General features: G+C 72.2%; 18 protein-coding genes. 6 read left to right on the forward strand and 12 right to left on the reverse strand.

All coding sequences use genetic code 11. The annotated features are described in order from the left end of the window. Positions 1 to 240 precede the first annotated feature (240 nt). The 5 genes from OHA86_RS05100 to OHA86_RS05120 all read left to right on the forward strand — a co-directional run bounded on the left by OHA86_RS05100 (position 241) and on the right by OHA86_RS05120 (position 6779). Positions 241 to 2472, forward strand: coding sequence for an RICIN domain-containing protein (locus OHA86_RS05100; protein WP_329172863.1), 2232 nt, complete (start codon positions 241 to 243; stop codon positions 2470 to 2472). 122 nt (positions 2473 to 2594) lie between these two features. After that, the gene (locus tag OHA86_RS05105) at positions 2595 to 3512 is read left to right on the forward strand and encodes an SIS domain-containing protein (protein WP_329172865.1); all 918 of its coding nucleotides are present in this window, start codon (positions 2595 to 2597) and stop codon (positions 3510 to 3512) included. Between the two features lie 94 nt (positions 3513 to 3606). Next, positions 3607 to 4479: a class II fructose-bisphosphate aldolase gene (locus OHA86_RS05110; protein ID WP_329172867.1), complete on the forward strand. Its 873-nt coding sequence runs from the start codon at positions 3607 to 3609 to the stop codon at positions 4477 to 4479. A gap of 182 nt (positions 4480 to 4661) precedes the next feature. After that, a complete protein-coding gene (locus OHA86_RS05115) occupies positions 4662 to 5462 on the forward strand; it encodes a DeoR/GlpR family DNA-binding transcription regulator (protein WP_329172868.1) in 801 nt (266 codons plus the stop codon). A gap of 213 nt (positions 5463 to 5675) precedes the next feature. Further along, complete coding sequence (locus tag OHA86_RS05120; RefSeq protein WP_329172869.1) at positions 5676 to 6779, forward strand: carboxylate-amine ligase; 1104 nt, start codon at positions 5676 to 5678, stop codon at positions 6777 to 6779. Between the two features lie 133 nt (positions 6780 to 6912). Here the strand turns inward: OHA86_RS05120 and OHA86_RS05125 are convergent, their stop codons facing one another. From OHA86_RS05125 to OHA86_RS05180, 12 genes are all read right to left on the reverse strand, one after another. After that, entirely contained in the window at positions 6913 to 7593 is a 681-nt protein-coding gene (locus tag OHA86_RS05125) for an N-acetylmannosamine-6-phosphate 2-epimerase (protein WP_329172870.1), read from the reverse strand. Beyond that, positions 7590 to 8687: an N-acetylglucosamine-6-phosphate deacetylase gene (gene nagA, locus OHA86_RS05130; RefSeq protein WP_329172872.1), complete on the reverse strand. Its 1098-nt coding sequence runs from the start codon at positions 8685 to 8687 to the stop codon at positions 7590 to 7592. The genes OHA86_RS05125 and nagA overlap by 4 nt, the downstream gene beginning before the upstream one ends. Continuing rightward, the gene (locus tag OHA86_RS05135; RefSeq protein ID WP_329172873.1) at positions 8684 to 9523 is read right to left on the reverse strand and encodes a GntR family transcriptional regulator; all 840 of its coding nucleotides are present in this window, start codon (positions 9521 to 9523) and stop codon (positions 8684 to 8686) included. The genes nagA and OHA86_RS05135 overlap by 4 nt, the downstream gene beginning before the upstream one ends. Before the next feature lie 100 nt (positions 9524 to 9623). Continuing rightward, positions 9624 to 10649, reverse strand: a complete 1026-nt coding sequence (locus tag OHA86_RS05140; protein ID WP_329172874.1) for an SIS domain-containing protein — start codon at positions 10647 to 10649, stop codon at positions 9624 to 9626. Continuing rightward, on the reverse strand, positions 10646 to 11887 hold the full coding sequence (locus OHA86_RS05145) for a sugar ABC transporter permease (RefSeq protein WP_443071638.1): 1242 nt from the start codon (positions 11885 to 11887) through the stop codon (positions 10646 to 10648). The genes OHA86_RS05140 and OHA86_RS05145 overlap by 4 nt, the downstream gene beginning before the upstream one ends. Beyond that, positions 11884 to 12696 (reverse strand): ATP-binding cassette domain-containing protein, encoded by an 813-nt coding sequence (locus OHA86_RS05150; RefSeq protein ID WP_329172877.1) that lies wholly within the window; start codon positions 12694 to 12696, stop codon positions 11884 to 11886. The genes OHA86_RS05145 and OHA86_RS05150 overlap by 4 nt, the downstream gene beginning before the upstream one ends. Next, a complete protein-coding gene (locus tag OHA86_RS05155; RefSeq protein ID WP_329172878.1) occupies positions 12693 to 13661 on the reverse strand; it encodes an ROK family protein in 969 nt (322 codons plus the stop codon). The genes OHA86_RS05150 and OHA86_RS05155 overlap by 4 nt, the downstream gene beginning before the upstream one ends. After that, a complete protein-coding gene (locus tag OHA86_RS05160) occupies positions 13658 to 14758 on the reverse strand; it encodes a substrate-binding domain-containing protein (protein ID WP_329172879.1) in 1101 nt (366 codons plus the stop codon). The genes OHA86_RS05155 and OHA86_RS05160 overlap by 4 nt, the downstream gene beginning before the upstream one ends. Positions 14759 to 15151: 393 nt before the next feature. Further along, positions 15152 to 15700, reverse strand: coding sequence for a GNAT family N-acetyltransferase (locus OHA86_RS05165; RefSeq protein ID WP_329172880.1), 549 nt, complete (start codon positions 15698 to 15700; stop codon positions 15152 to 15154). 112 nt (positions 15701 to 15812) lie between these two features. Beyond that, positions 15813 to 16325 (reverse strand): hypothetical protein, encoded by a 513-nt coding sequence (locus OHA86_RS05170; RefSeq protein ID WP_329172882.1) that lies wholly within the window; start codon positions 16323 to 16325, stop codon positions 15813 to 15815. 235 nt (positions 16326 to 16560) lie between these two features. Beyond that, a complete protein-coding gene (locus tag OHA86_RS05175; protein WP_329172883.1) occupies positions 16561 to 16926 on the reverse strand; it encodes a DoxX family protein in 366 nt (121 codons plus the stop codon). After that, positions 16923 to 17540: a TetR/AcrR family transcriptional regulator gene (locus OHA86_RS05180; RefSeq protein WP_329172884.1), complete on the reverse strand. Its 618-nt coding sequence runs from the start codon at positions 17538 to 17540 to the stop codon at positions 16923 to 16925. Before OHA86_RS05180 ends, OHA86_RS05175 begins: the two co-directional genes overlap by 4 nt. Before the next feature lie 191 nt (positions 17541 to 17731). Here OHA86_RS05180 and OHA86_RS05185 point away from each other — a divergent pair, with 191 nt between their 5' ends. Next, entirely contained in the window at positions 17732 to 18241 is a 510-nt protein-coding gene (locus OHA86_RS05185; RefSeq protein ID WP_329172885.1) for a DUF4232 domain-containing protein, read from the forward strand. Positions 18242 to 18707 lie beyond the last annotated feature (466 nt).

An 18707-nucleotide genomic window follows, 5' to 3' on the forward strand; every position in this document is an offset into this window, starting at 1 on the left:
CCTTGACGGTGGACCACGGCACTGGCATCTTGCTCGAAGACGTTCGCACGATGCCCATTTGAACCATCTCCACGCACGTGATTGGCAGTTCGCGGCACAACGGCTTCCGCCGTACCCCACAACACAGCACCGCACCGGCCGCCCGGACACCGGCGGGCCCGGCCGGCCACTGTCAGCGACCGGCTCCCCACTGCCCCGCCCCGGCCGAGGACCGTGTCCCCCACGAGAGAAGGAACGACCTTGTCCTTTATTCGACGACTCATCGTCGCGGGCGCCGCAGGGGCCCTGGCCATGGCGGGCGGCAGCACGCTGGCCGCCTCCACGGCGTCGGCGGCACCGCCCACGAGCGGCTACACGGTCACCGTCGGATCGTCCGGCTCCTGGACCCACCCGACCGACACCCCGGCCAGTCCCTACCTCGACAAGGACGGCACCTTCTACTTCCAGCAGTCCGCCGCCCTGTACGGCGCGAGCGACCCGCGGTACTGGGATTTCTTCACCGGTGCGAACCTCGACACCGCGACCCGGTCCAGCGCGATCAGCAACGCCGTCAACCCGTCCAACTCCAGCGACAGGAACAACGACACCACCTGGCGGTGCAACAACAGCCCCACCGGGCTGACCGCGACCGCCGCCCCCTCCGGATCCGGTTACGCGCAGAAGAACTACTGCGACCTGTCCGGAGTGTGGGTCGATCCCGACACCGGCGACTGGTACGGCCTGGTCCACAACGAGTTCACCCCGCAGCCGTTCGGCGACGGGCTCCACTACGACGCCATCGACTACGCCGTCTCGACGGACCAGGGCATGACCTGGACCATCAAGGCGCACGTCATCACGTCCCCGTACAGCACCAAGCGCGGGGACACGACGGCCTTCCCCAACCAGACGTACTCCTACGGCGACGGCGACCAGCGGCTGCTGGTGGACACCGCCTCCGGGTACTTCTACGCCTACTACGGCTCACGCGTGGTGGACAAGAACGGCGGCTGGAAGGCGTTCTACGAGCACGTGGCACGGGCCCCGATCTCCGGCAAGATGGCGCCCGGCTCCTGGCAGAAGTGGTACGACGGGGCCTGGTCGCAGCCCGGCGCGGGCGGCAAGGAGAGCAACCTGGTGCCGGCCACCAGCGCCACCAGCACCGGCTACACCCCCGCCCCGGCCGAGTACGACCCGGCCAGTACCGGCAGCGTCGACCAGCAGGTCGCGGCCGGCAAGGCCCCGCCGACGTCCCCGCTGTTCGTCATGGACGTCACCTACGACGCGTACCTCGGCCTCTACATCGGCGAGCCGCAGGCGGTCGACCAGAGCGGCAACGCGCCGCAGCAGTTCTACGCCACCGACGACCTGTCGACGCAGAAGTGGTATCTGCTCGGCGACACCGGCAGCTACACCGACGCCTCCTGGTACCGCTGGTTCATCGACAGCGCGAACAAGACCGGCTCCGGCATCGTCGGCAAGTCCTTCCGCTCCTACTGCTCGTTCGGCTGCGCCGCGGGCGCCTCCGGTACGTACGCCAACATCACCATCGACACCGCCGAGCCCGCCGCGTCGCCCTTCGATCCGGCGAAGTCCTACCGGATCGCCAACGGAAACGGCCGGGTGCTCGCCCAGGCGTCCGGCGGCTCCGCCACCACCTCCCTGCCGGCCGCCACCGGATCGGCGCTGGAGGCGTGGTCCTTCACGGGCAACGGCGACGGCTCCTACCGCATCGCGAACTCCGCCACCGGCCAGCTGCTGGGCGTACCCGCCACGTCGAGCGCCACCCGGGCCTGGGGCACCGCCCCCACCGTCACCGCGGCCGCACCGGGCGGCCCCACGGTCGGCCAGCAGTGGTTCATCATTCCCGGCACGTCCGCGGGCGGCGCGGCGGCCGGCACCTACCGGCTGGTCAACCGCTACAGCGGCCTGGTCATCGGCCTGTCCGCCGACACCGCCAGGACCGCCGAGACCACCCCGGCGCGGTATTGGACCAACAGCACGGGCAGCAGCGTCGGCGGATCCCGGACAGCAGCCGAGCAGACCCTGGCGATGACCGCGGTCGGCACCGCACCGCCCGGTGGCCTCAACGGCACCCACACCCTCCTGACCGGCGGCAAAGCACTCGACGACCCCAACCACAGCACGGCGGCCGGCACCCAGCTCGCCCTCTGGGGCGCCAACGGCGGCGCCAACCAGAGCTGGCGGTTCACCTCGCAGCCCGACGGCTCCTACCAGCTGGCCAACGCCGAGTCGGGGCTCTGCGCCGATGTCAGCGGCGGCGCCACCACGGCCGGCGCCCACGTCATCCAGTGGAACTGCACCGGCGGCGCCAACCAGCACTGGACCCTCACCCAGCAGTCCAACGGCACCTACGCCGTGAGGTCCGTGCAGAGCGGACTCCTGCTCACTGCCGCCGCCGCCACCGACGGCGCCCTCGTCACCCAGCAGCCCGACACCGGCGCCGCCCTCCAGCGATGGGCGGTCGGCTGATCCGGGGCGACGGACAGCGATCCCGGCCATTCATGCAAGAGAATGCTTGATGTAGTCTCTCTTCAAGCAGAAACGATCAGAGCATGTGCTGTGGTCGCCGCCATGCGCACCGAGGAGAGCCGATGCCGCCCACTGACTCCGCGACCACCGCCGAGATCGTCAGCCAGCCCGAGTGCTGGCAGCGGGCAGCAGCGATGGCCCCGGCAGCGGCCGGGCAGCTGCCGGGCGAAGGCGAGCGGGTCGCGGTGGTCGGCTGCGGCACCTCCTGGTTCATGGCCCAGTCGTACGCGGCGCTGCGCGAACAGCGCGGGCACGGCGAGACGGACGCCTTCGCCGCCTCGGAATTCCCCTTCGGCCGCCGCTACGACCGGGTGCTGGCCATCACCCGGTCCGGCACCACCACCGAGGTGCTGCGGGCCGCGGAAAGGCTGCGCGCCGCCGGCGTGCCGGTCACCGCGATCACCGCGGACCCGCACACCCCGGTGGCGGCCGCCGTCGACCAGGTCGTCGTACTGGACTTCGCCGACGAGCGGTCCGTGGTGCAGACCCGCTTCGCCACCACCGCGCTCGCCCTGCTCCGCGCGCACCTCGGCGAGGACCTGACCCGGGCCGTCGCCGACCTCGGGCCGGCCCTCGCGCAGGACCTGCCCGCGGACCTGGTCGCGGCCGAGCAGTTCACCTTCCTCGGCACGGGCTGGACCTGCGGCCTGGCCCAGGAGGCGGCGCTCAAGATGCGGGAGGCCGCCGGAGCCTGGACGGAGAGCTACCCGGCGATGGAGTACCGGCACGGGCCGATCAGCATCACCGGTCCCGGCCGGGTGGCCTGGGTCCTCGGCGCGCTGCCCGAGGGCCTGGCCGCCGATGTCGCCGGTGTCGGCGGCCGGTTGGAGGCGGGCTCGGCGGCGGACGGCGGCGGCGCCGCGCTCGACCCGCTGGCCGACCTGGTGCGGGTGCAGCGGCTGGCGGTGGCCATCGCCGAGAGCAGGGGCTACGACCCGGACCGTCCGCGGAACCTGACGCGTTCCGTCGTTCTGGCCTGAGCCCTCGCGGCCCGGCACCGTGCCGGACGACCACCGACCACCGACCACCCGCCGGCAGCCCACGACCCGCTGCCGCTGCCACCGTGAGGACGCCATGACCACCGCCGCCACCGCGGACCTCGTCACCGCCGCCCGGGCCGCCGGCCGCGGCGCCGCCGCGTTCAATGTGATCACCCTGGAGCACGCCGAGGCGATCACGGCCGCCGCCGAGGCCGCCGCGCTGCCGGTGATCCTCCAGATCAGCGAGAACGCGGTGGCCTACCACGGCGGCCGGCTGGAACCGCTGCTGGCCGGTGCGGCGGCGGTCGCCCGCGCGGCCTCGGTCCCGGTGGCGCTCCACCTGGACCACGTGCAGAGCGAGCAGCTGCTGCGCGCGGGGGTGGCCGCCGGGGCGGACTCGGTCATGTTCGACGCGTCGAGGCTCGCGTACGGCGAGAACGTCCGCGCCACCGCCCGCGTCACCGAGTGGGCGCACGGGCACGGCGTGTGGGTGGAGGCCGAGTTGGGCGAGGTGGGCGGCAAGGACGGGGCGCACGCACCCGGTGTCCGCACCGACCCGGTCGAGGCCGCCGCCTTCGTGGCCGCGACCGGGGTGGACGCGCTCGCTGTCGCCGTCGGCAGTTCGCACGCGATGACGCGGCGCTCGGCCCGCCTCGACCACCCGCTGATCGCCGCGCTGCGCACGGCGGTTCCCGTGCCGCTGGTCCTGCACGGGTCCTCGGGGGTGCCCGACGGGGAGCTGCGGCAGGCGGTGGCCGCGGGCGTGGTCAAGGTCAACATCGGCACGGCCCTCAACGTCGCCTTCACCGAGGCCGTACGCGAGCAGCTGGCCGCGCAGCCCGCCGCCGTCGACCCGCGGCGCTATCTGCGGGCGGCCCGCGAGGCGATGTCCGGCACCGCGGAGCACCTGCTGCGGGTGGTCGCCGGTGAGCCGGCCCGCCTGACCACCGCCGCGGACCGGGCATAGGCCGGCGCGAAGGCCGCGCCCGGCGCGAGCGCGCCGGCCGGCACCGGACGTTCCGGTCGTAAAAGTGACCACTCATGCATACTGCACAGGTGCAACGTGGCAGATGACGGCGGCGCGACCCGCTCCGTAGCCGGGTGTGCGACGCTGGCCACTCGCAGATCGCGTGATGAGGGAGCAGGTTCGTGTCCAAGGACGCCCGCTGGGCCGCGCTGTTGGATCTGCTGGCCGAGAAAGGCCGGCTGGAGGTCGAAGAGGCCGCGAGCGACCTGAACGTCTCGACCGCGACGATCCGCCGGGACCTGGACCAGTTGGCGGAGCAGCGGATGCTCAACCGCACCCGCGGCGGCGCGGTGGCCCACGGTGTCTCGTACGAGCTGCCGCTGCGCTACAAGACCTCCCGGCACGCCCCCGAGAAGCAGCGCATCGCCCAGGCCGCCGCCGCACTGGTGGAAGTGGGCGAGGTGGTGGGTCTCACCGGGGGAACGACGACGACCGAGGTGGCCCGCGCGCTGGTGCTGCGCGGCGACATGGCCGTCGACGCCACGGGCGGGATCGGCCGCCAGCCGACGCTGACCGTGGTGACCAACGCGTTGAACATCGCCAACGAACTGGCGGTCCGGCCGCAGATCAAGACCGTCGTCACCGGCGGGGTCGCCCGGCCGCTGTCCTACGAGCTGACCGGCGCGCTGGCCAGCGGTGTGCTGCGGGAGATCACCCTCGACGTGACGGTGCTGGGCATCGGGGCGATCGACGCCGAGGAGGGCGCCTTCGCCCACCACGAGGACGAGGCGAGTATCAACCGCCTGCTCGCCGAGCGGGCCCAGCGGGTGATCGTCGCCGCCGACTCGTCGAAGATCGGCAAGCGCGCCTTCGCGAAGATCTGCGACATCTCGACCGTCGGCACGCTGGTCACGGACCAGGACATCCCGCCGGGCGCGGCAGCGCGCTTCGAGGACGCGGGCGTGGAGGTCGTGATCGTCTGACGCGGTACGCGCCCGCGCGTCTCTGCCCAGCGGGCGCCGCTCCCCCGCGCCCTCCTCGCGCCTGTCCCGCTCCTCGCCGGGCCCGACGAAACTCCCGCCTCACCAGACGCATTTATTGCCCTCCGTGGCAGCATGGTGACTATGGATGGTGAAGCCGATGGCGCCGCGAGCGTGAAAGGCCGCCTTCCGGGCAGCCGTGGCCGTGCCGGCGCGGTGACACAGGATCTGCTGACCGTCGGGGTGGAGGAGGAGTACCTCCTGGTCGATCCGGTGTCCCGGGAGCCGAGCCCGCAGGGGCCCAAAGTGGTGGAGCACGCCTCCTCCCTCGGACTGGGCGAGCGGGTCACCAAGGAGCTGACCTGCTATCAGGTCGAGACGCGGACCGATCCGCACCTCGGCATGGCCCCTCTCGGCGAGCAGATCCGATCCGCGCGGGCCGTCGTCGCGACCGCTGCCGCGCGGGAGAACCTGCGCATCATCTCCAGCGGCTCCCCCATACTCGGCCCGCCGGTTCCGCCGCTCTTCTCGGACGGAGCCCGCTATGCCGAGAGCGTCGCGGCCTTCCGCGCCCTGGACGACGAGCAGATCGCCTGCGCCTGCCACATCCACGTCGGCATCCCCGACCTGGCCCGCGCGCTCCAGGTCAGCAACCACCTGCGCCCCTGGATCCCCTCGCTGATCGCCCTGTCGGCCAACTCCCCCTACTGGGAGGGGCGGGACACCGGCTACGCGAGCTGGCGCACCATGACCTGGGCGCGCTGGCCGGTGTCCGGTCCCCCGCCGTACTTCGAGTCCCCGGCGCATTTCGACGACCTCGTCAGCCGCGGCATCGAGGCCGGGGCCGTCATGGACCGCGACCGCGTGTACTGGGACATCAGGCCCTCCAGCCATGTGCCGACCCTGGAGGTCCGGGTCGCCGACGCCGCCACCACCGCCGACGAGACCCTGCTGCTCGCCGCCGTCGTCCGGGCCATGGCCGCCACCGCGCTGGAGGAGATCGACGCCGGGGAGACGGCGCCGCGTCCGCAGCCGGAGATTCTGCGCGCGGCCTGCTGGCGCGCCGCACGCGACGGCCTGGCCGGGCAGAGCGTCGATCTGCCCTCCGCGCACCTGATCCCCGCGCCGGCTCTGGCCGAACGGCTCCTGACGTGGATTCAGCCCGCCCTGCGACGCCACGGCGATACGGATCTCGTACGCGCCGGCTGGTCGCGGCTGCGACGCGGCAACGGCGCCGAACGCCAGCGCGCCGCGTACAGGCGCCGCGCCAGCCTCCTTGACGTCGTGGACCACCTGATCGTGTCCGCGGCGCCGAGCTGAGCCGCTTCCGTCCCGCGGGACCAGGACCAGGACCAGGATCCGGATCCGGATCCGGATCCGGATCCGGATCCGGATCCGGATCCGGCCGCGGAGCCCCTGCCGCGGGGCTCCCGGCCGGGGTCCACGTGCCGGGCTACGGGGCTGTCGCGCAGGCCGCGCCGGCGAAACGGGCGGTCAGCCAGACGGGGTCGGCGATGGCCGAGCCGACCACGACGGCGTGGGCGCCGGCGTCCATGGCCGCGCGTACGTCGTCCAGTGTCGAGTAGCCGCGCTCGGCGACGACCGGCACCCCGGCGGCGGCCACGAGGGTCGCCACGAGCCCGAGGTCGGGCAGCGGGCCGGTGTTCGCCTTGGCGGGGTAGCCCATTGTGGACGAGCTGACGATCGCGGCGCCCGCCGCCACGGCGGTACGCGCGTCGTCGATCCCCGGCACTCCCGCCTTGACCGGCCTGCCGAGTGCGACGAACGACGCGACCAGCTCGGCCAGGTCCTGCCCGTCGTGGCGGCGCGCCGCCGAGTCCGCCTCGAGTTCGACAACGTCGGCGCCGGCGTCCACCAGTGCGGCCGCGTGCTCCAGCGTCGGTGTGATGCGGACGACCCCGCCGTGCGAGCCGTCGATGCTCACGGCGAGCACGGGGAAGCCGGGGAGGGCGCGTTTGACGGCGCGTACGGCGTCCGGGCCGTCCACCTTCACGGCGACGGCGCCGCCGGCCTGCGCGGCGGCGGCGAGCCGGACGGCGTCCTCGGTGCTCTGCCAGGGCGACTGCGGTGACGGGGTGAGCGAGACGATCAGCCCGCGGGGAAGGAGGTTCACGCCGCGAACTCCTCTCCGCTGACCAGGACGCGCTCGACGGCGACGTTCTCGTCGGTCACGATCAGGTCGGCCGGGCCGCCGAGGGTGAGTTCCCCCGCGCCGGTGAGCCCGTAGAAGCGGGCGGGCGCGCGGCTGGCCAGGTTGACCGCGCGGTCGATGGGCCAGTCGTGCTCGACCAGTTTGCGCACCTGCTGGAGCAGCGTCACCGTGCTGCCGGCGAGGGTGCCGTCGGGCAGGCGCGGCACCCCGTCGGTGACCGTGACGGTGAAGCCGCCCACGGTGAAGTCGCCGTCGCCCGCCCCCGCCGGGGACGCGGCGTCGGTGACGAGCATGATGCGGTGCTCGGCGGCCTTGAGCGCGAACAGCGAGGTCTCGCGCGCCAGGTGGATGTCGTCGGCGATGAGCTGGATGGCGACCTCCTCCCGGTTGAGCGTCGCGCCCGCGATGCCGGGGGCGCGGTGGCTGAACGCGATCATCCCGTTGAAGAGGTGCGTGACCGCGCGGGCGCCCGCGTCGAAGCCCGCGTACGCGGTCGCCGTGTCGGCGCCCGAGTGCCCGGCCTGCACGATCACCCCTTCCCCTGCGGCCCAGGCGATCAGCTCCAGCGCGCCGGGCAGTTCGGGGGCGACGGTGATCGTACGCAGCGGCCCGGCGTCCAGGAACCGCCGCACGATGCCGATGTCGGGGTCGCGGAGGTGTTCGGTGCGGTGCACGCCGCGGTGGTGCGGGGACAGGAACGGTCCTTCGGCGTGCACGCCGACGACCTTCGCGCCGCGCGGCGCCGACTCCTGGAGCTTGCCGAGCACCCGGAGCTGGCGGACGACGTTGTCCTCGGAGTCGGTGATGACGGTGGGCTGTACGTGGAGGACGCCGTCCCGGGTGAGCGCCGCGAACGCCCGCTCGAAGTCCTCGGCCGTCGCGGCGTTGAAGTCGACCCCGCCGTAGCCGTTGACCTGGAGGTCCACCAGGCCGGGCAGGACGTAGCCCGTGCCGGTCGACGGCAGGCCGGCACGTACCAGCCGTCCGTCGTCGACCTCGATGTCGCCCTTCACCCAGGCGCCGGCGATGACGGCGCCACGTGCGGAAACTCTCATGGGTACAACCTCGCTATATGGGGAACGGCGCCGCGGCCGGTCGGCTCCGCGGCTTGGGGGCGGTACGCGCCGCCGGGATGGCCCTGGAGGGTGGCGCGGAAGCGGTAGCGGTCGCCGCGGTAGACGCTGCGGCACCACTGCACGACCCGGCGGTTCTCGTCGAACGTGGTCTGGACGATCTCCAGGACGGAGCCGCCCGGAGCAAGGCCGAGGCTCTCGGCGATCTCGGCGCTCGCGTCGCGCGCCTCGATGACGCAGTCGGCTCTGACCGCGTGCAGGCCGTACTGCTCGGCGAGCGTGCCGTACAGGGAAGCGGTCGAGAAGTCGTGCTCGCCCAGGCCGGGCGCCAGGCCCTCCGGGACGAGGGAGAAGTCGATCAGGGTGGGGATGCCGTCGAGGTGCCGCAGCCGCACCAGTTCCACGAGGGGGGCGCCCGGCGCGATGCTCAGCAGGTCCGCCTCGTCCAGCGAGCTGGCCCGGGTGAGGCACTTGAGCACTTTCGAGCTGGAGGTCAGGCCGTTCGCGGCCGCGAGGTCCGAGAAGCTCACCAGCCCGGTGGCGCCCTCCTCGATCGACTCCGCCTCGTACCCGGCGGGCCGGAGCGAGGCCGGCGCGGACGTCTCCGCCGGCACCCACCGGGCGCCCGCGACGACCTTGACCAGGCCGGCGACCTCCAGATCCTTCAGCGCCTGGCGGACGGTGACCCGGCTGACGTCGAACTGCTCGGCGAGAACCCGCTCGGAGGGCATCCTCGAACCGGGCGCGATCACCCCCGACTCGATGCGTTCCCTGAGGTGTTGCGCCACCTTGCGGTGCAGTGCTGGCGAAGTAGACATGACCCCGATTGTGTCCGTTGGGATTGAGTGAGAAGGACGTATTGGGCGGCCCGTGCCGCGCGGCGCGGAGGCGGTCGTCCGGCGGCCGGGCCGGTGGCGGCTATTCGCCGTCGTCGAGCTTGGTGCCGGTGTCGAGGAAGAGGAATTCGTCGGGATCGATCCCCCGCGCCCGCGCCGAGCGCAGCGCCACCTGTTGCAGCAGCGCGGCCACGAAGACCGGTATCTCCAGCGGGCTGTGCGCCTCGATCGGTACGACCAGGGTCCGTTCGCCGTGGGTGACGTGCGTGCCGGTACGCAGCTCGACGATCTGGCGGCCGAGCGAGCCGAGGGCCCGGACGATCTGCCCGTCGTCGGGACCGTCGAGAACGATGTGCAGGGTCGAGGGGTGGGTCGACTCCATCAGCCCGTGCAGATACTGCCGCGTCTCGAAGGACGCCGCGGGCACCCGGGTCACCTCGCGCAGCAGCAGCGCGCCGCCTTCGGCCACACCGTGCTGGTCCGCCGGCGCGACCAGGTCGATGATCGACGCGGCCGACAGGAGGTCCGCGATCTCCTCGGCCCGCTCGGAGGTCGCCGTGCGGAATTCGGCCAGCCGCTCCCCCAGGCTGAGCCACGACGCGGACGGTTCGCCGTCGGTCCAGGTCTCGGCGAGCATCGACACGGCCATCACCGAGGCGGTGAACCCGATGGTCGAGGCGAGGCTGTCGGGCAGGTCGCCGAGGGTGAGCACCGAGTCGGCGGCGGCGGCCATCGGCGAGTCGGTGACGTTGACGACCGCGAGCTTGCGGCCCGGGGCCGCGCGCATCACGTCGACCGTCTCGCGGCTGCGGCCCGACTGGGACAGCGCGACGAGCGTGGCGCTGTCATCGAACGGACCCGCCTCGGCCGCGTTGAGCCGGACGCTGGGGATGCCGCGTGCCGACAGGTGGGCGACCGGTGCGGCGAGCGCCGCGAGGCTCGCGCCGATGCCGATGAACGTGGCCTGGGCGGGCCGGCCGACGAGGGCCGCCGCGGCGAGCGCCCGCTCGCGCAGCACCGGGGCGATCCCGGTGAGCCGGCCGGCCTGGTCGAGCACCCCCTCCTCGAAGGGGACGAAGCCCTGTCGCAGAAACGCGTTGACGCTCATCGGCCGCTAGCCGCCCTTCCCCGTCGCGCCAGGGAATCGATCACGACGGCGGCGACGAGGACAGCGCCGGTGATCACGTACTTGACGGCGGAGGTCTGGTTGAGCAGATCCATGCCGTTGGACACCGCTCCGATGACGAGCATGCCGAGCAGTGCGGAATACGCGCTGCCGCGCCCGCCGAACAGGCTGGTGCCGCCGATGACCGCGGCGGCGATCGCGTTCAGCAGGATGTCGCTGCCGCCGCTGGCCTGGTTGACCGCGAACAGTCGCGAGGCCGCGAGCACACCGCCGAAGGCGGCGAGCGACGAGGCGATCGTGAAGGCGATGACCTTGACCGTGCCGACCTGGATGCCCGCGCGCCGGGCCGCCTCGGCATTGCCGCCGACGGCGAACAGCTTGCGGCCGAACGTCGTACCGCGCAGCAGTACGTCGACCAGCACCACGAGCCCGACGAAGATGATCAGCGACAGGGGGATGCCGTGCCACTGCGCGAAGACGATCGTCGCCGCGAGGATCACGACCGTGACCACGGACGCGCGTATCAGGCCCCCGGTGAGGGGCCGCACGGAGAGTCCGCGCTCGCGCCGCCGCCTGGCGGTGAGGAAGGTCGTGCCGAACGCCCCCACCGCGTAGACGACGGCGATCACGTAGCCGATCCACGCGGGGAGCGTGGTGTTGGCGAGCGAGGCTATCGCGCCGTTGTAGGGGATGTTGATCGTGCCCTGGTTGCCGAGGACCAGGAGCTGGCCGCCCTGCCAGGCCAGCAGGCCGCCCAGGGTCAGGACGAACGACGGGACGCCGAGCTTGGTGAAGATGAACCCGTGGAAGAGGCCTATCGCGGCGCCGAAGACGATCGCCAGGACGATCGCCAGGACCGGCGGCCAGCCCATGTTGATGCTCAGCACGACCATGGAGGCGGAGGTGATGCCGCTCACCGATCCGGCGGAGAGGTCGATCTCCCCGATGATCAGGACGAACACGATGCCGAGCGCGATGACGCCGGTCGAGGCGATCTGCAGGCTCAGGTTGGAGAGGTTCTGCGGCGAGAGGAACCGCCCGTTCGCGATCTGGAAGACCAGCGAGATGACGATGAGGCCGAGGATGACGGGCAGCGGCCCGAAGTCGCCGGTACGCAGGTGCTGGACGCGCTCGCGCAGCCAGCTCCCCTCCGTCGGCGGCTCCGGCGGCAGGACGCCGGGCTGGGTGAGTCCGGTGGCGGTGTCGGTGGTCACGGTCATCCTTCCTCGGCCCGGTCGCGGCGCCGCTTCCGGCGCTTGTGGGCACTGCTGTCGGCGACGCCCGTGATGGCGGCGACGACCTGCTCCTCTGTGGTCCCCTCGACGGGGAATTCGGTGACGCTGCGCCCGAGCCGCAGGCAGACGATCCGGTCCGCCACGTCGAAGACGTCGGCGAGGTTGTGGCTCACCATGAGGACGGCGTGCCCCTCGGCGCGCAGCCGCTCGATGAGTTCGAGGACTTCGGCCGTCTGCTCGACGCCGAGCGCGGCGGTGGGCTCGTCCAGGATGACCAGCCGCGGGTCACCGAGCAGGGACCGCGCGATGGCGACCGACTGGCGCTGGCCGCCCGAGAGCGACGAGACGGGTGCGCGCAGGTCCTTGATCCTGACGGAGAGCCGCTTGAGCAGGTCGACGGCGACCTGCTCCATGTCGAGCGCGCTCAGGAAACCCCCGTGGTGCTTCTCGCGCCCGAGGAAGAGGTTGGCGACGATGTCGAGGTTGTCGCACAGCGCGAGGTCCTGGTAGACCGTCGCGATTCCGAGGCGCGTGGAGTCGGTGGGCTTGCGCGGGGACACCTGCTCGCCGTTCACCGTCATGGTGCCGCCGTCGCGGGGGTGCGCGCCGGCGATCGTCTTGATCAGGGTGGACTTGCCCGCCCCGTTGTCGCCGACGAGCGCCACGACCTCTCCTACGGCGACGCTCATGCTGACGTCGCTGAGCGCCTGCACGGCGCCGAAGCTCTTGCTGATGTGCTCCAGTTCGAGCACGGGCGGCGGACTGTCTCCTGCCTTTTCAACGGTCAACGTCATCGGCGGTCTCCTTTCATGCTGCGTCGGTCCGCCGCGGCGGCGACCGCGGGCGGCTGGGCGAGGTGCCACGCGGCCGCGCCGGCGAGGCCGGCGTCGTCACCGCACAGGGCGGCGCGTACCTCGACGTCCCAGGAGACGTGCGAGGCCGCGGTGTCGCGGATGCGACGGTCCAGCTCGTCGAGAAGGTGGGCGCCGGCCGCGCGGGCGAGCCCGCCGCCGACCACCAGCACGTCGGGCGAGACGACGTGGCACAGCAGGATCGCGGCGGCGGACGCCACGTCGGCGATGTCGGCGAGGGCGCCGGACGCCAGCTCGCGGGCGTGCCGCTCTGGTGGGGCGGTGCCGGTCCCGGAGGCCAGCTCGGTCAGGGCGCGGTAGTCGACGTCCCTGCCGAGTTCGCGCGCGGCCTCGCGCACCCGCTGCCCGGAGCCGAGGTCCTCGATCATGGGGCGCCCGGCGCCGAACAGGTGCAGGAACCCGATCTGGAAGCCCGACACGCGTCCCGACAGCACGCGGCCGTCGCTCACGACCGCCGCGCCGACCCCCGTCGAGAGGGTGAGGTACGCGGTCGTCCCGGTGGTGGCTCCGGCGCCGTAGTACGCCTCGCCGATCGCGGCCAGCTCGGCGTCGCCGGCCAGCTCGACGGCCAGTCCTGTGACGTCGCCCAGGTGCGCGGCCGACAGGCGGCCGAGGTCGGCGGACGGCAGATTCCGCGCCACGTGCAGACGGCCCTGGAGGTGGTCCACCCGCCCCGGCAGGCCGACGACCGCCGAGACGGCGTCCGTGCCGGCCGCGATCCGGGTCATGAGGTCGGCGACCTGCTCGTGCGCCGCGCCGTGCCGGACGGGCTCCTTGAGCCGGGCGGTCAGGGCCCCGCTGCGGTCGACGAGCGCCGCGCGGACGGTGGTACCGCCCAGGTCGACTGCCACGACCTGGGCGGCATCGCCGGTGGGCAACGAGGTCACTTGGCGAGTCCTGCCTTGGCGCACGCCTTCTTGTAGTCGGCCGTGCAGATCTGGTCGACGGTCAGATACCCGCTGTCGAGCAGGATCTCCTTCATGTTGTCCATCGTCACGGCGATGGACTGCAGCAGGTAGGCGGGCACCTTGCCGGCGCCGTCGTCGATGGTGCCGTTGAGCAGGTCACCGTCGGGCTTCTTCCCGGTGGCGAGCGCGGCGGCGGCCTTGGCGCCGATCCGCGCCTCGGTCTCGACCGGCAGGTACGTGCTCTCGTACAGGTCGCCCGCGACCATGTTCTGGATCGCGTCGAGCTGGGTGTCCAGACCCGTGACGGGCGGCATCGGGGTGACGCCCGCGCTCTTGAGCGCGGCGACGACACCGGTGGCCATGCCGTCGTTGCCCGCGTAGACCCCGGCGATGTTGGCCGCGCCCAGCTTGGTGATGGCCTGCTGCATCTGGTTCTGCGCGTTGGCGGCCGACCAGCCCTTGGTGTCGTACTCGGCGGCGACCTTGAAGCCGGACTTGTCGACGGCGCTGTGCGCGCCGTCCTTCTCCGGCTTGGCGCCCGAGTCGACGGGGTCGCCGTTCATCATGACGACGTTGCCGGAGGTCCTGCCGTCCTTCTTCAGCTTGTCGAGCAGCGACTGCATGCCGACGGCGCCCTGCTGGACGTTGTCGAACTTCACCCCGTAGTCCACGCCCGCGTTGTAGATGACGCGGTCGTAGCTCATGACCTTCGCACCCTGGCGGCGGGCGCTGGCGACCACGGCCCCTGCGGCCTTGGAGTCGACGGGGTCGATCACCAGCACGCCCGCCCCCTCGGTCAACGCCGACTCGGCCTGGCTGAGCTGCTTGCCGGCGTCCCCGGCCGCGTTGTAGTAGCGGAGCTGGCATGTGGGGCAGCTCTCCGCGAGCTGCTTCTCGAACGTCGGCTTGTCCCGCGCCTCGTACCGGGCGGTGGCGTTCTCCGGGAGCAGCAGCGCGACGATCGGCTTCTTGGACTTGCCGCCGCCGGAGCTCCCGGTCGAGCCGGGCGCTCCGTCCGTGCCGCCGGAGCCGCCCGACGAGCACGCAGCGAGTACGAGGGCTCCAGCCGCGGCCACGCCCGCAACGGCCATGCGTCTGCGGCGTGAATGAGAAGTAACGTTCATAGGAGTTTCGTCCACCTCTGAGCCATTTGTAGCGGGGTGAGTTCACTCACGTTAAATCTGGTAGCAACCACTGGTCAACCCTTTGGTATCACAGCTCGGTAACCTAAATAGACCACTGGTATTACTCAGCTCTGGCCAGGGAATCTCCACCCGCCCAGCCGCAAGTCCCCGCAGCGGACGACCTCCACGCCCGCCGTGCCCCTCGTGGGGGACCCGCGACGGCCTGCCTCTGGTCCGAACCATCGGTCCCATGCCATGTCGGTCGGCCGCTCCCCATGCCGCGGAGGCCGTGCCGCCCTCGCGGTCACGGCCTGCGCGCTGCGGCCTCGGGGATCCGGCGCGAGGTCAGGCGGACGGTGTGGCCGGGGATCGCAGGCCGAACCATTGCTCGGCGGCGTACTCCTCGAACCGGTCCACCTCGGTGAAGCCCAGCTTCGCCGCGAGGCGCATCGAGCGGTCGTTGGCGGTCTGGGTGGTGAGCACCACCGGCTCGCCGGGGAGCGCGTCGGCGAACCAGTCGAGTGCCGCCGCGCACGCCTCGGCGGCGTATCCGTGTCCCCACGCCTGCGGCAGGAACATGTAGCCGAGTTCGGCCTCGCCGGACTCCGGACGGATGTGCCCAGGACGCTCCGCGTCGCGCCGGTCGAGCGTGACGATGCCGATCATCGCCCCGTCGAGGTCGACCGCGAAAAGGCCGGGGCGCCGCCGGGGCTCGGCGGGCACCGCGCGCTCGAACTCCGCACGCGGCCGAGGGCCGCCGATGTACGTACCCACCTCAGGCGAGGTGAACAGCTCGACGATCGCCGCCCGGTCCCGGGCCTCGGGCTCCCGGAGCACGAGCCGCCCGGTCCTGATCGGGGCAGGCGGCCAGGCGACGGGGCCGAGTTCAGTCATGGCGGGCAACCTACCGCAGGCCCTCGTACGACCGGCTCGTGGCCGCGGGCGGCCAGGGCGGCGACGAGGAGCGAGCCTCCGGGGGCCCTCCCCCGCCGTGGACGCCGCACGGTCACGACGTGGGGGAGGCCGCTCCCGCCGAGTCGGAGGAGAAGACGACCGACGCCGCCTTGAGGCGCAGCTCTTCCAGCTCGTCCTTCTGGTTCCGGGCCCTGTCGAGCAGACTCCTCAACCGGGATTCGTCGAGGTGGCCCTCGCCCGTGGCCACGGCCAGCAGGGTCTGCCAGACCAGGGTCTTCCCCTCGACTCCCAGCCGAAGGGTCTCCAGTTCGATGAACGTGCTCAGTCCGGAGCGCCGGTAGAGGACACCGTTGGGCTTCAGGCGTCCGAGCCGCTCGGCCACCCAGCCCCCGGCGATCTTGTACCGGCGGGCAGGCACACCGAGTGAGTCCATGATGTCGAGGAGGGTCTGCCGGTCCTGGGCGATCTCCCGCGCGATGCGTTCCAGGACGGCGCCTCGTGCCGCGCGGCGGTGCTGGTGCGCCATCCTGAGCGCGATTCCCACGCCGAAGGTGGCACCGGCGAGATGGTCGTTCAGATAGATCCCGAGCTTGTCGGCTCGCATGGTGAGTCCTTCCTCGGCGCTACGGCGACCCGCTGGAAGAGGCGCTCCGCATCCTTCCCCTCCATTCCACCGCGCGTCACCATGTCCCGCCGGGACCGCTTTCACCACTCGTTCGGCGGGCCACCCGGCTTCCCCTGGCCGTATCCCGTGAACACCACCGGTTCGGAGCGTGCCCGGGAGGCGGGGGGCGTCGACCGCGGCGAACGTACCGACGTGCCGCCCGGCCAGGCGGCCGTCAGATCGCGGATGCGTGCGACAGGAACAGGACGGCGATCGACAGCGCGAGCATGCCCAGGCAGTTCAGCCAGAACTCCTGCTTCAGGAATCGCGCCCGGTAGTGGGCGTAGCCGGCGCATACGAAGTAGGCGATCACCGCGGCGTTGGCCGTGACGGCGACCCCGGCGTATCTGAGTCCGGCGACGAGCCCGGCCGCCGCCAGGAGCTTGATCACTATGAGCGTCCACCACCACTCGCGGGGGAAGCGCACTCCGTCCAGGCACTGCTGGATGAACACCGGGGGACGCACCGACAGGATCGCGTCCGAGAACAGCGCCACGGCGAGCAGCGCGGTGGGCCACCAGGGGTCAGGTGTGCCGGTCATGGTCGATTTCCTTCGTGGCGGACGACGAAACGGATCAGTTCTTGGAACTGGGCGATCGCGGCCGGCTGGTCGAGCGCGCCGTTGCCGATGGTCATGAGGATGCCGAGATAGGCGAAGTAGACGGTGCGCGCGCCGGCGCCCGCTTCGGTGGCGGTGAGCGGCGTGCGGGCCAGCAGGGTTTCGAGTTCGGCGATCAAGGTCCTGGCGAGGGCGTGGAAGACCTCTGACTCGTGGGCGCCGCGCACGATGACCGCGGCGTACTCCCTGGACAGCTCCAAGTCGAGGGCGAAGTAGTCGATGAAGGGTGCGACGAGGTCCATGACCTCCTGGACCGCGGCGGCCGGGGTCAGCGGTGTCGGGCTGCCCTGCTCCTGCTGGTCGTCCCGGCCGTGGTGCACGGCGGCGATCCAGGTGTCGAAGATGGCGACGAGCAGAGCGTCCTTGTCGCCGACCGACATGACGGTGCCGGTGCTCACCTCGGCGTCGGCGGCGATCTGCCGGATCGTGGCGGCGCCGAACCCCTGCCCGCGGAAGAGCCGTTCGGCCGACGCCAGCACCTTGAGCCGGGTCGCCTCCCGTTTCACCGACCGTGAATGAACGTGTTCAGTGAACATGTTCAGGATGATAGGGGCGCGGGGCTCGCGCACACAAGGAGCGAGGTTCCGCCCTGGGCGAGTCCCACGGAGCCGCGATTATGGCGATTCCGGGACATTTTCCGCGAAGGGGGGCGGGTAGCAATGGTGTCGACCGTGGTTCTGGCGGAGAACACCCGCAGCGCCATCGAGCAAGGCAAGGAGCGTCCCCGATGCGTACCGACCGAAGAATTGCCGTCACCCTCGCCGCCGCTGTGCTGGCGGGCGGAGCCGGTGCGGGAGTCGCGCAGGCCGGCCCGGCGGCGGGCCGAGGGAGCGATGCTCCCTCGGCCTGCCGTCCGGCCAACCACACAGCGACGATCACCGAGGCGGACAACACCGCAGGCCACCGCCACTACCGCGTCACGTTGACGGCGCCGCGCGGGTACGAGCCGTGCGAGCTGGCCGGTTCGCCCACCGGCCTGCGGTTCTCGCACGACGGCACCGACAGCGGAATCACCGCCGGCCGCTACGGCAGCCAGCAGACCGCGGTGGCCTTCGGCCCGGGCCGCCCGGTGCACTTCGACATCCAGGTCCCCAGCGGCGGCCCCGGCGCCCTCGCGGACGAGGCCGCGTTCACACTCCGTGCCCCGGACGGGGAGATCCCCGGCACCTCCTACGCCGAGGGCGCGCTCACGGTGGCCGCCGGCACCCTCGTCGGCCCCGTCCGGAGCGGCGCCTGACCTCGGGCCCGCGAGAGGCCGAGCCCTCGGCGGTCAGTCGCACCGGCCGCAGGGGTTTCCGCGCCGCAGGGCGGACCGGGACCTGGCCGGCACCGGTACGGGCGCCCACCGGCCGCGGTGGGGCCGGTGCGGCGGCGGACCGTACGGGGACTGCCAGGCCGGCCGCTCGCTTCGGCCCGGGTCGAGCGGCACGCCGCGGCGCCGTACGACCGGCTCCTGGAGCAGTTCGGCTGCCGGGCCGGGGGCGTTGCCGACGCCGTTGTCGTGCAGGGCGCACCTGTGGCAACGGCGGGGAGGGATCAGCGGGCAGGTGGACATGGCCACCCAGTTCGTGGACACAGAGACACACCGGTTCCAGTGAGAGGACCGCAGCGAAAGGGAGCGCGGCGCACAGGTGCGACGCGCGACGGATCAGCGCTCGGGTGGTCTCACTTGGTGTACAACGGCACGTCCTTGACGGGGTGAC

This window comes from Streptomyces sp. NBC_01477, assembly GCF_036227245.1.
Classification (GTDB): domain Bacteria; phylum Actinomycetota; class Actinomycetes; order Streptomycetales; family Streptomycetaceae; genus Actinacidiphila.